Consider the following 11,620-nt stretch of genomic DNA (forward strand, 5'->3'; position numbering starts at 1 on the left):
GTGCTGGGGCTTGTCGGGGGTAAACCCCTTTTTTCTTGGTTTTGCTTACCCCTTTTTGGGGGGGTTTTACCCGCGAAGAGGCCGGTACTGGCAACACAGCTACTGCAGGATTTCGACCTTCATCCCCACCTCTAGCCGGCCAATGCCATCTGCCGCCAGGTTCTGCCCGAACAACACATCCCCCTCCTTCTCGCGGAAGGTCTTGAGCGTAGCCATCGGCTCACGGTCGGCACTGCGCTCCCCGGTAGCCGGATCGATGGTGGTGAAGATGCACCGCACGCTGGGTTTGAGCACGCGAAACTCCAGGCAGCCGATGCGTATCCGTTTCCAGCCATCCTCAGCAAAGGGTTCAGCGCCCTGCACCACCAGGTTTGGCCTGAAGCGCAGCATCTCCATGGGCCGGCCGATGCGTCGATTGAGCTCGTCCAGCGAGCCCTGGCCGATCAGCAGCAAGGGGAAACCGTCCGGGAACGCCGCCCGGTCACTGTTGAAGCCATAGCCGCTGGGCAGGTAGCGCGCGCGCTGCTCCGGGCAATGCACCAGGCGCACGGCCTTGCCCAACAGCTCGCTCAGCCAGGCCGCTGCGGCATCGCCAGCGTCCGGCACGCGCAGGGTGTCACGCCAGATGGTCACGCCACGCAGGGCGTCATCAGCAGGCGGCACAGGCACCACCAACGGTGCCTGCCCAGGAGCCTGTAGCAGCAGCTGGCCGCTGTCATCATCACGCGCGATGATCTGCCCAAGTTGTGGCCAGGCGCGCTGGGTGAGGAAACGTCCGTTCTCTTCCTCTACTACCATCCAGCGCCGGTCGCCCTGCAACCCCAACAACCCCACCGGTGAAGCCTGCAGGGCTTGCGCCTGCCCCGACTTCACCGGGTATCGATACAGCTCACTGAGAAACATCCCTGCCGCCTCGCTTCATGCCAAAAGCCAAGCTTATACCTGGCCGGCCTCGCGATCACCCCGTGACGCCATCCAGCAACAGGCGCTGCTTGACCACATCAACCAGGCGGTCGGGCTGGAACTTGGACAGGAAGTTGTCGCAGCCCACCTTCTTCACCATGGATTCGTTGAAACTGCCCGACAACGAGGTATGCAGGACTACGTAGAGCTGGCGCAAACGGGCATCGTTGCGGATTTCGGTGGTCAGCCGGTAGCCGTCCATTTCCGGCATTTCGGCGTCAGTGAACACCATCAGTAGCTTCTCGCACACGTCTTCACCGGCATCGGCCCAACCTTTGAGCATGCGCAGCGCCTTCAGGCCATCACTGGCCACATGCAGCTTCACACCCAGCTGGGACAGGGTGTCACGCAACTGCGCCAAGGCCACGCTGGAGTCGTCCACCAGCAACACTTCGCGGCCCCTGGCCCGGGCCAGCACCGGGTCTGCAAGCTTCTCGCCGGAGACACGGGCGTTGTAGGGCACGATCTCGGCCAGCACCTTCTCCACGTCGATCACCTCCACCAACTGGTCATCGACCTTGGTAATGGCGGTCAGGTAGTGCTGGCGCCCGGCGCTGGAAGGCGGCGGCATGATCGACTCCCAGTTCATGTTGACGATGCGGTCCACACCGCCCACCAGGAAGGCCTGCACCGAGCGGTTGTACTCGGTGACGATGATGGTGCTGTTCGGCCCTGGCTGCAGTGGGCGCATGCCGATTGCCTGGGACAGGTCGATCACTGGCAGGGTCTGGCCACGCAGGTTGACCACCCCGCAGACGAAGGCGTGGCGCTGGGGCATCAAAGTCAGCTTGGGCAGCTGCAGCACCTCCTGCACCTTGAATACGTTGATTGCGAACAGCTGGCGGCCGGCCAGGCGAAACATCAGAATTTCCAGGCGGTTCTCACCCACCAGTTGCGTGCGTTGGTCTACCGTGTCGAGAATGCCAGCCATTGGAAAGCCTCCAGGCTTGAGTCGAAAAAAGTGAAATCATCCACTTTGTATCGGCGGCTTCACGCACACCTTGACCCCTGCGGGAAAATGCCGCGACGGCAATTGATATCACTTTACCATCATGCTTTACTGCGGGCATTGCAGGCCTTTCACGGGCTGCGACGAAAGCTCCCCACCTTAGCGCCACCTCAGGGAAACCCTTAGCAGCAATCGGGTGCAACCTGATGTTCGCGATATCCTTTAGCCATTAATGTGACGCCTTTCTCATCGCATGAATGGAGTCAGGCTTTTGCTAGCTATCGTTTCGGCGTGCCCGTCACCTGCGCCTGCCCTATGCGCTGGGGGCTCATGATGGACAGTCCCTTAGGGTTCGATGATGCACTGCAGGGTTTCCTGCTGGATGCCCAGGTGCTTCTCACCCAGGCCCAGGAATGCCTGCAGCACCTGGAATTGATCGACAACGATGCGGATGCCTGCCATTGCCTGGCCAATGCCCTCGAAAGCCTCGCTCGGCAGGCCACTGGCCTGGGCTTGCTTGAAGTCGCCCACTACAGCAGCGCCTTGCAGCAGTTACTCGCTCCGGCATGCCATGGCGGTTGCCTGCAGCGTGAAGCCCTGCCCGCCGTAGGGGCCTGCCTGACACTGCTGGCCTGGCAGCTGGAACTGGTCGACACCCGCACCGGCCGGCTGAACCTGGACATCGGCGAACAGCTGGTACTGCTGGGTGAATTGGCCAAGGTACTGGAACAACCTTTGGCGCAAGCTTGTGCCCCCTGCGACGAGCAAGGCAGTGCATGCTTCCACCCACATGGCGAAGCCACCGAACAACATTCTGGCCGCCCATATTCGTCGTACTAGCCCGCGGCAAAGTACAACTAAGCTCGACTGTTCACGCACCACCAAGGTCGAACTCGCAAAGTTCTCAAAGCGCCCACGGGCAAAGTTGAATCATTGCACCGCAAGTTACACAGCGCGGGAGCGGCATACAAACAAGCAGTGGCATTTCGCTACCTCGAACCGCCCGACAGGCAGGCGTTTCAAAGCGTTACCCAGCAGCGACCAACGCAGTGCGAAGTGGTAATATGCGCCCCCACAAACGCGTGCAACCTGCAAAAAAGGTCGAAAGAACACGTGCCCGAAACAACATCGAAAGTACTGCAGCAAAGCCTCTGACATGCATTGTTCAAGGCCTCCATCAGCAATACTTCTGTGGCTTCCCTACCTATGTTCCCACGCTTGAAAAATCCTTTGCATTGCTGCGCTCGCGCGGCCCTGCTGCGCTGGGCCACAATCGCGCTGTGCGTGGTCTCACTGGTCGCCAACCTTTGGCTGTACCTTGCCGGCCAGGCGATGCCCACCACGTGGCTGGTGCTGCAGTTGGCCGCCACGCTAGGGGCCGCCTTGCACCTGGGCATGGGTGCCAAGTCGATCAGCTTGCGCCCTGCGGAACTGGCCGAACGTATGCTCAAGGTTCAGGAAGACGAGCGCCAGCACCTGAGTCGAGAACTGCACGACGACATCGGCCAATTGCTAACCGCTGCCAAGCTGCAACTGCAGTGGCTGCAACGGCGCATACCCGACGAGCTGCAAGGCCATTGCGACGCCCTGCGCAGCACGCTGGATGACACCTTGGGCAATGTGCGCGATGTGTCCGCCCTGCTCAACCCGCGGCAGCTGGCCAGCCTTGGCCTCGAAGCCAGCCTGCGCGCGCACCTGGTACGCACCCTGGCAAGCAGCGGCGTGCACTGGAGCCTGGCATGCAACCAGCGCTTGGGTGGTATTGACGAGGCCGTGGCCATGGCAGTGTTCCGCATTACCCAAGAGGCCGTGACCAACATGCTGCGCCACGCCCAGGCAGGCAACCTGGTCATACGCCTTCAGCGCACCCCCGAGGGGCTGGCGCTGTCGATCCACGACGATGGCCGTGGCTTCGTCCCTGCCCGGCACCCCGCCGAGGCCGGCCAGCGCGGCCTGGCCGGCATGCAAGAGCGGGTAACCGCCTTGCAGGGCAGCCTCGATATCACCAGCCAGCTCGGCCTGGGCACGCGTATCGAGGCAGTGTTCCCGTGGCCACCGCGTACCCAGCAACGCGCCAGGAGTACTGCCGCCCATGACCTGTAGATTGCTGCTGGTAGACGATCACTCGCTGATCCGCGCCGGGGTACGTGCACTGGTCTGCGACATCCCGGGCTACTGCGTGGTCGGTGAAGCCGACGACGGCAGCCAGCTACTCGATCAGGTGCGTACGCTGGCGCCAGACATCGTCCTGCTGGACATTTCCATGCGCTCGACCAGCGGCCTGGACGCCCTCACCCAACTGCGCGCCAGCGGCGCCAGCTGCAAGGTGCTGATCCTGTCGATGCACACCGACCCGGACCTGATCATGCGGGCCCTGGAAAGTGGCGCGCACGGCTACCTGCTCAAGGACACCAGTGCCACCGAACTGGAACATGCCCTGGACGCGATGCGTAACGGCGAGCGCTACCTCAGCCCGGCCATCGCCCACACCGTCATCAACCAGGCGCTGCAGCACAACAGGCAGGGCAAGCAAGCCAATGGCGAGCGGCACAACCTTACCGCAAGGCAACTGGAGATCCTGCGCCTGATCGTGCGCGGCAAGTCAACCCGGGAAATCGCCATGGGTCTGGGCTTGTCGATCAAGACGGTGGAAACCCACCGCTCGCAGATCATGAAACGCCTGCAGATCCATGACGTAGCTGGCCTGGTGCTGTATGCCGTACGCGAGAAAATCATCAGCTTGGACGACTGAGCAACGGCGACCCGACCGGCAGATGCAGGCGCAGCGCAGCAGGCTTGGCCTGGAAACGCAGGCTGTCGGCCTGCAATGGCTCACCATCCAGGTTGATATCCAACCCCTGCGAGCTTTTGATCTCGACCCACGGCAACCTGGCCCGGACGAACAGGCCGTCACCGGCCAACAGGTCGCGTAGCGCCCCTACAACCTCCTGTGGCGCTGGCAGGATAGCGATGTCGAGCAAACCATCGTTCACGACCGCCTCGGGGCACAGCGCCTGCCCGCCCCCGGCCTGCCGGCCATTGCCGATACCCAATGCCAGCAAGTCCCCCTGCCAGTGGAAGCCCGGCCCGTGCAGCTCCACCGAAGCTGCCTGCAGTTCGCTGAAGCGCGACAACCCGGTAAACAGGTAGGCCGCCGCACCCAGTACTTTCTTCAAGTCTTCGGAGGTATTGGCCGTGACCTGGCTGCCAAAACCGCCGGTGGCCATGTTGAGGAACAACTGGTCGCCGGCTTGGCCCAGGTCTGTTGGTTGTGGCGGTACATTCAGCAAGGCCAGTGCCGTGGCAGGCTCCAGGGGTATACCCGCGGCCTTGGCGAAATCGTTGGCCGTACCCAATGGCAGCAATGCCAGGCTGGCCTCGGTACCTGCCAGCCCCATGGCCTCGGCCACATCGCGCAGCGTGCCGTCACCGCCGCCGGCAACGATATGGCTATAGCCAGCCGCCAACGCCTCGGCAACCAGGCGCTGGGCGTCGCCCGCCTCCCAGGTGACCCGCACATCCAGTACCCAACCGGTAGCGCGCAGGTCGTGCACGGCACTGCGCAGCTCTTCGTTCATCGCCTGCTTGCCGTGCAGGATCAGCATTGCCTTGCGCCTTTGCATGCGCGTGCCTCCGTCAAGTTGGCCAACCCTGATCTCGACCACTGGCGTGCCCAGATCGTTTCATGGCCACCCGAAAAATAACGGCCCAATGCGGTCAAGGCCTCCCCCACTCGTTGAGCGCGTTTGCCAGTCATTTTCCCCACGCTTGAGAATGCGCGGCTATGCTCAGCAAATACATACTTAGCCAAGGACGCGCCCCGGCAGCGGTTGCCCCGCTGCTGCCTACGGGCGCGTCTTGCTATCCGCAGCCTTTAGCGAGGATTCCGGGTCATGCGCATACTCTGGACACTGCCTTACCTGCCATGGCCGACCACCAGCGGCAGCAAGACCCGGCAATACCACTTGATACGCACACTGGCACAGCGCGGCCACCGCATTACCCTGCTGGTTCAATCGAAAGTCCCCCTCAGCGATGCTGCCCGCGAGGCCCTGGAGCCACTGCTCGAACACCTGATCGTGCTGCCCCGCCGGCCCTTGCACAGCCCGCTCAACCTGCTGGCCTCGCCGATCATCGACTACCCCATGCGGGCGATCATCAATGGCCTGGCCCCTTGCCTGCGGCACCGTTTCGAGCAGTTGCTGGACGAACCCTGGGACGTGATCCAGATCGAGCATAGCTACAGTTTCCAGCCCTTCGAAAAGGCCCTGCAGGCACGCGGGCTGCCCTACATGCTCAGCGAGCACACCCTCGAATCGGTGATGGGGGGTGCCTGCCATGATCGCCTGCCGCTGTGGCTGCGCCCGCTCAATGCCTTCGACCGTTGGCGCTACCGACGCTGGGAGCAGCGGGTGCTGCGCCAGCCCACCGAACTGGTGGCGGTCAGCGCCCACGATGCCGATTTGATTGCACAAATCAGCGGGCGCCCGGTGAACGTGGTGGTCAATGGCGTGGATTGTGATTTCTACCAGCATGTGCAACCGGCGCTGCACAGCCAGCGCCTGCTGTTCGTCGGCAACTTCGAGTATGGCGCCAACCTGGAGGCCGTCGAATGGGCGCTGGAAGACATCATGCCGCAGGTATGGATGAGCAACCCGGCAGTGCGCCTGGCGATTGCCGGGCATGCCATGCCGGCCGGCTGGAAACTGCACTGGAACGACCCGCGCATCGAATGGCTAGGCTATCGCCCCGACCTGCGTGAGCTACAGCGGCGTTCGGCGTTGTTCTTCGCGCCACTGCGCTATGCCGGCGGCTCCAAGGTAAAAATCCTTGAAGCGATGGCCGCTGGCTTGCCGGTGATCACGAGCAGCAAAGGCGTATCGGGTTTGGCAGCAAACAACGGCGAGCATTACCTGGGCAGTGATGACGGTGACCAACTGGCATTGCTGATTACCCAATTGCTCAACCAGCCTTGGCGCATGAGCCAATTGAGTGATGCCGGGCGCCAGTTTGCCCGCCAGCGCCATGACTGGAGCGTGGCCGCGCAGCAGCTGGAGCACGTGCACATGCGCCTGGCCCAGACGGCGCAGGCCGAAACCGCGCCGCTGGCCAGCAGTTGGCTGGGCCGCTCAGCCAAGTAGCTCGCTGAAGGGAATGAACGGCACGCTGTCGCCTTGCTTAGGCGTGCTGCCTTCACGCACTTCCACCAGCCCCTCGGCCCAGGCCGCGCTACGCAGCACGCCGGAACTCTGGTTCTTGTAGATGCGCACCTGGCCCTGCTCGACGCGTGCGCGCAGGTACTCGCGTCGCGTGCCAGGTTTGGGCCAGTCGAAGCCCGCCGGCATGTCGAAGCGCAGCGGCGTGACATCGGCCACGCCCTGGCGACGCAATAGGTAGGGCCGGGTCAGCAGGCCGAAGGTGACCAGGGTTGACGCCGGGTTGCCCGGCAGGCCGATCACTGGCACGCCCTGGAAGTGGCCGAAGGTCAGCGGCTTGCCTGGCTTGATCGCCAGCTTCCACAAAGCCAGCTCGCCAGCTTCGCGCAGGGCAGCGCCCAGGTAATCGGCCTCTCCCACCGAGACACCACCCGTGGACAGGATCAGGTCGACATCACCCAGCCCGGCGAGGCAGGCGCGGGTGCGTGCCAGGTCATCCGGCAGGATACCCGCATCGACCACTTCGCAGCCCAACCGCTGCAACCAGCTGACCAGCAGCCGGCGATTGCTGTTGTAGATTTGCCCAGGACCCAGCGGCAGGCCAGGCTCGACCAGTTCATCACCGGTGGACAGCACCGCCACCCGCACTTTGCGTACCACGTCCAGGCGGCCATGCCCCAGGGTTGCAGCCAAACCCAGCTCAATCGGCCCAAGCCGGGTACCGGCGCTCATCACCTGTTCACCCTTGCGGGTTTCCTGGCCCTGGGGGCGAATGTTCTGCTGACTTTGCAACGGCTCGAGAAAGCGTACCCGGCCATCTTCCAGCACTTCGGTGTTTTCCTGCATCTCGACGCAATCGGCGCCCTCGGGCACCGGCGCCCCGGTGAAGATGCGCGCGCAGGTACCCGGTTGCAGCGGCTGCGGTGCATGGCCGGCGAAAATGCGCTGGCTGACCGGCAATGGCTCGCCCTGCCAGTCGGCCAGGCGCAAGGCATAACCGTCCATGGCGCTGTTGGGCCAGGGCGGCAGGTCGAGTGAAGCCACCAGCTCGGTTGCCAGCACGCGGCCCTCGGCGTCGGCCAGAGGCAGGTTCTCGGTCTCTCGTATCGGTGCCGCCTCGGCCAGCGCCAGCAGCTGCTCCAGTGCCTGCTCCACCGGCATCAGCGGCCGGGCTGGGCTTACCTCAGCCACGGCTGTCACAGGCCGCTGCCTGCTTCAGGTGCGGCACGAAGTTGCACGGCCGATGGCGGGCATCGAGCTGCTCGGCGAGGATGCCGTCCCAACCGGTGCGCACCGCGTTGGTCGAGCCCGGCAGGCAGCACACCAGGGTACCGTTGGCCAACCCGGCCAGGGCACGCGACTGCACCGTGGAGGTGCCGATATCGGCCACGGAAATCTGCCGGAACAGTTCACCAAAGCCTTCCACCTGCTTGTCCAGCAGGCAGGCCACTGCCTCGGGCGTGCTGTCGCGGCCGGTAAAGCCCGTGCCGCCGGTGATCAGCACCACCTGCACGCTGTCATCGGCGATCCAGGTGGCGACCTGGGCGCGGATCTTGTACAGGTCGTCCTTCAGCAGCACGCGCTCGGCCAAGCGGTGGCCGGCCGCGCTCAGGCGGTCGACGAACAGCTGGCCGGATGTATCAGTGTCGAAGGTACGGGTGTCGCTGACCGTGAGCACAGCGATGTTCAGCGGCACGAAGGGGGTATCTGCCTTGGCTTTCATGGGGGTCCGTCACAAGAAGATGGGATGGCCGCAGTTATAACACAGCGTGCCCCCATCGCAGCGTGGGCCCTTGCCCTCCATCAATGCCCCGGCTTTACCGCTATGCTGAACTGTACAAGGAACTTGCGTGGACGCCCTGCGTCATACAGTCAACTTGCACCATCGCACTGGAGAAAAATGATGATTCAACGGACCCTACCCGCCTTCCTGCTCGTCCTGGGCCTGGGCGCCCTCGCCGGTTGCGCCTCGCCGAGCGTCATTACCCTGAACGATGGGCGTGAAATTCAGGCGACGGACACACCGAAGTACGATGAAGACACCGGTTTCTACGAATTCGAGCAACTGGACGGCAAGCGCACGCGCCTGAACAAGGACCAGATTCGTACCGTGAAAGAGCTCTGATCTGGGCACCTGTTTTGGCAATCGCCCTTTAAACAACAAGGGCTTGTCTGCAAAAACGGGATGCAGTAGGATTTTGTTCATCGGAGTGTAGCGCAGCCAGGTAGCGCGTCTCGTTCGGGACGAGAAGGCCGCAGGTTCGAATCCTGTCTCTCCGACCAGATCCTCAGCAAAAAGCCCGCCTTGTGCGGGCTTTTTCGTTGCTAATCCAGTAAATACTGGCCTTTCCGCCGATTTCAGCTAGCCAGCCTAGTCCGAAAAAATCCGATAACATCCGTGGTCAAACGGTGGCAAGTATCGTGGTAGGGGTTTACCACGGTTCGTGTGGTTACCACGAGAGTGCCACCGTCATGGCTACCAACCTCCTTTCCGACGTCCAATGCTGCAACGCGACCTGCGAAGGCCCAGCCGAGATCAGGTATCTACATGATGGCGACGGGCTCGGTAGAGTGCGACATCAGTAACTATCGTAGTGGTTCCGGCGAACAACCCGGCTCTTCACCAGCCCAGCGCACGGGATAAGAGGCTGGCGCGGCGGCGCCGGGAACTGTTGTGAAAAGGCCGTTCTTACTATGGGCATACAATTTCTTTGACGCTGAGCCAGCCGCCATTTTTCGCGTTGCCGAGATCGCTAGCGGTCAATTCTCGATCTTTTTTCAATAGCTTAAAGCACTGACCGGCACCAAGTACGCGAATAAAGTCTTCACGTGTTGTCGGCTTGGGCCTGAGATACACCTCGCTTTTTGCTTGCAAAATAAGGCCCTCGGTTAGCTTGTTAAAATCTGGTGATCTTTCACCTGGAAGAACAACCAGTTGCCCGTAAGGCGTTAATCCACCGCTTTTGCCTACCTCGTAGTACAGATAGCCTTCAGAGAAGCGCTGCGTAGCTATGAGTGGATCGCCTGCCCTTGCAAATAGTGCACCGACGGCACTCGCTGGAAAATAATTAACAGCTGCAAGATACATCGCCGACACACAGCCGAAGATGGTTCCCAGATTTTTAATTAAATTCGCAAGTGTATTAATAAAATCCGTGAGCTTCTGGGTCGCGCTGGCTGACTGGGTATTCATTTTGGCATACATACCGTTCAGAGGTGAAGGCACGAAGACTGCTGTTAAGACTGAGCGTAGCAGGCACCAATAATTTGCCACTGGTTTTTTTGGCTCTTAGCCAAGCACGGTGGGTCAACAGGTCGGGGATAGAGATGGTGGGGAGGCTCCGCTTTAGCAGGTATTACGAAAGCGCCCTGCAAAGGGAAAATCTGCGCATGGTTCAATGTAGCGTACCGGGGCGGGGGAACCAGGATCGGCGACCGACAGAGAACGACCCAATAAACGGTCATAAGCCAATGCAAGCTATGCTGAAGGTAGCTACGCTCTTATCGTGCGCTAACTAAATCCTTTAAAGCCTTTCTCTTCTCAGGAGTGTTCCTCATGTCGAACATCGAGCTAGCTCCAATTCCCGCAGAGGTCAAGCAGCGACTTGATACCTGGAAACGCTGGTGGCGTGTTTTTGTTCACGCACACTACCTGCTCGGCATCGTTGGCGTTTTATCCAGCACCTTGGCGGCAGCTCTACCGAAGAACTATTATTTGTTTGGCGATAGCCTAAGCGCAATATCGTTATGCGCTGTTATATCTGCATGCTGCTTCGCAATTATTGGATTTGTTTCTCCGGACAAACGCTACATTGGACTCATACGAGCGTGGCGTGCTCTTGATGTCTCACTTGCACGTTATCGGCGTGGCTATATAACTGAACCTCAACTCTTGGATGCTTTAGAACGATGCGAGACCGTTGCAACGGAGCCTTCTCGTCATGAACTGCCGCTTGAAAAGCTTGAGCTCTATTCAAGCCGAATCAATGCTGCCGTAACTCAAAACCCTTCAGATGGTCTTGCCAATACAAAGCCCTCTGTCACCCCACCGTAATCCCTAAACGCCAAGGGCCATTAAGGATAGCGGCCCCCGGTTTTACTGCGCTTGCACAGTGGTCAGCGGTGGTGAACTCGATGAGCAAGGAAGGCCTGAGTGAAAAGATCAAGGTTGAGAAGCTGCGCCTCGAAGCGGAGAGCTTGTTTGCTGCGGTCGGCGAATACCAGCGCCAAGCCCTCGGCGGGCCTAAGCCTTGCTTGCATTGAAACTCCCCTGTTACCCCGACCCGATTAGGGCTACGCCTAGACAGACGGGCACCAAACCGTAGTAAAAAGCGTAGTAACTATCCAGCGGCACATTGAGCAAAGCCAGTGTTTACGCCGCCTGTAAGAAATACTTCGAGTACTGTCTCTCCGACCAGTTCCTTAAAAAAGCCCGCCTTGAGCGTAATGCTGTTCACTTAAGCATTTGAGTCCGAGCCAGGGTTTCTAGAAAATCCGATACCAGCCCCCTGGTATCGGATTTTTTTATGCCCATTCAGCAGCAATTGCTCGA

13 protein-coding genes and 1 tRNA gene are annotated in these 11,620 nt (G+C 60.9%); 8 read left to right on the top strand and 6 right to left on the bottom strand.

What is annotated here, in order from left to right; genetic code table 11:
- Positions 1-99: 99 nt before the first annotated feature.
- Both ABE456_RS26755 and ABE456_RS26760 read right to left on the bottom strand, forming a co-directional pair.
- On the bottom strand, positions 100-903 hold the full coding sequence (locus ABE456_RS26755) for an MOSC domain-containing protein (protein WP_346646605.1): 804 nt from the start codon (positions 901-903) through the stop codon (positions 100-102).
- Positions 904-958: 55 nt separating this feature from the next.
- Positions 959-1,894, bottom strand: a complete 936-nt coding sequence (locus ABE456_RS26760; RefSeq protein ID WP_346646606.1) for a chemotaxis protein CheV — start codon at positions 1,892-1,894, stop codon at positions 959-961.
- Positions 1,895-2,245: 351 nt separating this feature from the next.
- Here ABE456_RS26760 and ABE456_RS26765 point away from each other — a divergent pair, with 351 nt between their 5' ends.
- The 3 genes from ABE456_RS26765 (at position 2,246) to ABE456_RS26775 (ending at position 4,664) form a co-directional block, all read left to right on the top strand.
- The gene (locus ABE456_RS26765) at positions 2,246-2,752 is read left to right on the top strand and encodes a histidine kinase (protein WP_346646607.1); all 507 of its coding nucleotides are present in this window, start codon (positions 2,246-2,248) and stop codon (positions 2,750-2,752) included.
- Between the two features lie 366 nt (positions 2,753-3,118).
- Positions 3,119-4,015 (top strand): sensor histidine kinase, encoded by an 897-nt coding sequence (locus ABE456_RS26770; protein ID WP_346646616.1) that lies wholly within the window; start codon positions 3,119-3,121, stop codon positions 4,013-4,015.
- On the top strand, positions 4,005-4,664 hold the full coding sequence (locus ABE456_RS26775) for a response regulator transcription factor (RefSeq protein ID WP_346646608.1): 660 nt from the start codon (positions 4,005-4,007) through the stop codon (positions 4,662-4,664). The genes ABE456_RS26770 and ABE456_RS26775 overlap by 11 nt, the downstream gene beginning before the upstream one ends.
- On the opposite strand, the gene yegS is transcribed toward ABE456_RS26775, so the two are convergent.
- The gene (gene yegS / locus ABE456_RS26780) at positions 4,648-5,535 is read right to left on the bottom strand and encodes a lipid kinase YegS (RefSeq protein WP_346646609.1); all 888 of its coding nucleotides are present in this window, start codon (positions 5,533-5,535) and stop codon (positions 4,648-4,650) included. The genes ABE456_RS26775 and yegS overlap by 17 nt on opposite strands.
- Before the next feature lie 270 nt (positions 5,536-5,805).
- On the opposite strand from yegS, the gene ABE456_RS26785 reads away from it, so the two are divergent.
- Positions 5,806-7,053, top strand: a complete 1,248-nt coding sequence (locus ABE456_RS26785; RefSeq protein WP_346646610.1) for a glycosyltransferase family 4 protein — start codon at positions 5,806-5,808, stop codon at positions 7,051-7,053.
- Here ABE456_RS26785 and glp read toward each other — a convergent pair.
- Both glp and moaB read right to left on the bottom strand, forming a co-directional pair.
- A complete protein-coding gene (gene glp / locus ABE456_RS26790; RefSeq protein ID WP_346646611.1) occupies positions 7,042-8,268 on the bottom strand; it encodes a gephyrin-like molybdotransferase Glp in 1,227 nt (408 codons plus the stop codon). The two genes, ABE456_RS26785 and glp, sit on opposite strands and share 12 nt — an antisense overlap.
- Positions 8,252-8,791, bottom strand: a complete 540-nt coding sequence (moaB, locus tag ABE456_RS26795) for a molybdenum cofactor biosynthesis protein B (protein WP_025338313.1) — start codon at positions 8,789-8,791, stop codon at positions 8,252-8,254. Before moaB ends, glp begins: the two co-directional genes overlap by 17 nt.
- 180 nt (positions 8,792-8,971) lie before the next feature.
- Here moaB and ABE456_RS26800 point away from each other — a divergent pair, with 180 nt between their 5' ends.
- Both ABE456_RS26800 and ABE456_RS26805 read left to right on the top strand, forming a co-directional pair.
- The gene (locus ABE456_RS26800) at positions 8,972-9,193 is read left to right on the top strand and encodes a YgdI/YgdR family lipoprotein (protein ID WP_346646612.1); all 222 of its coding nucleotides are present in this window, start codon (positions 8,972-8,974) and stop codon (positions 9,191-9,193) included.
- Positions 9,194-9,274: 81 nt separating this feature from the next.
- Positions 9,275-9,351: transfer RNA gene (locus ABE456_RS26805), tRNA-Pro, on the top strand.
- Between the two features lie 409 nt (positions 9,352-9,760).
- On the opposite strand, the gene ABE456_RS26810 is transcribed toward ABE456_RS26805, so the two are convergent.
- Entirely contained in the window at positions 9,761-10,294 is a 534-nt protein-coding gene (locus tag ABE456_RS26810) for a hypothetical protein (RefSeq protein WP_346646613.1), read from the bottom strand.
- A gap of 330 nt (positions 10,295-10,624) precedes the next feature.
- Between ABE456_RS26810 and ABE456_RS26815 the strand changes: the two genes are divergently transcribed.
- Positions 10,625-11,122 carry a hypothetical protein gene (locus ABE456_RS26815; protein WP_346646614.1) on the top strand — a complete coding sequence of 166 codons (498 nt, stop codon included), beginning with the start codon at positions 10,625-10,627 and terminating at the stop codon, positions 11,120-11,122.
- An 80-nt stretch (positions 11,123-11,202) separates the two neighbouring features.
- Positions 11,203-11,331, top strand: coding sequence for a hypothetical protein (locus ABE456_RS26820; protein WP_346646615.1), 129 nt, complete (start codon positions 11,203-11,205; stop codon positions 11,329-11,331).
- Positions 11,332-11,620: the final 289 nt, after the last annotated feature.

This window comes from Pseudomonas sp. TWI929 (assembly GCF_039673335.1).
Classification (GTDB): Bacteria; Pseudomonadota; Gammaproteobacteria; order Pseudomonadales; family Pseudomonadaceae; genus Aquipseudomonas.

Coding starts and splice junctions, on each gene's coding strand:
- ABE456_RS26760 (WP_346646606.1), bottom strand. CDS start 1,894: ATGGCTGGCATTCTCGACACGGTAGACCAACGCACGCAACTGGTGGGT.
- ABE456_RS26755 (WP_346646605.1), bottom strand. CDS start 903: ATGTTTCTCAGTGAGCTGTATCGATACCCGGTGAAGTCGGGGCAGGCG.
- yegS (WP_346646609.1), bottom strand. CDS start 5,535: ATGCAAAGGCGCAAGGCAATGCTGATCCTGCACGGCAAGCAGGCGATG.
- ABE456_RS26770 (WP_346646616.1), top strand. CDS start 3,119: ATGTTCCCACGCTTGAAAAATCCTTTGCATTGCTGCGCTCGCGCGGCC.
- moaB (WP_025338313.1), bottom strand. CDS start 8,791: ATGAAAGCCAAGGCAGATACCCCCTTCGTGCCGCTGAACATCGCTGTG.
- ABE456_RS26820 (WP_346646615.1), top strand. CDS start 11,203: ATGAGCAAGGAAGGCCTGAGTGAAAAGATCAAGGTTGAGAAGCTGCGC.
- ABE456_RS26785 (WP_346646610.1), top strand. CDS start 5,806: ATGCGCATACTCTGGACACTGCCTTACCTGCCATGGCCGACCACCAGC.
- ABE456_RS26765 (WP_346646607.1), top strand. CDS start 2,246: ATGGACAGTCCCTTAGGGTTCGATGATGCACTGCAGGGTTTCCTGCTG.
- ABE456_RS26775 (WP_346646608.1), top strand. CDS start 4,005: ATGACCTGTAGATTGCTGCTGGTAGACGATCACTCGCTGATCCGCGCC.
- ABE456_RS26815 (WP_346646614.1), top strand. CDS start 10,625: ATGTCGAACATCGAGCTAGCTCCAATTCCCGCAGAGGTCAAGCAGCGA.
- ABE456_RS26800 (WP_346646612.1), top strand. CDS start 8,972: ATGATTCAACGGACCCTACCCGCCTTCCTGCTCGTCCTGGGCCTGGGC.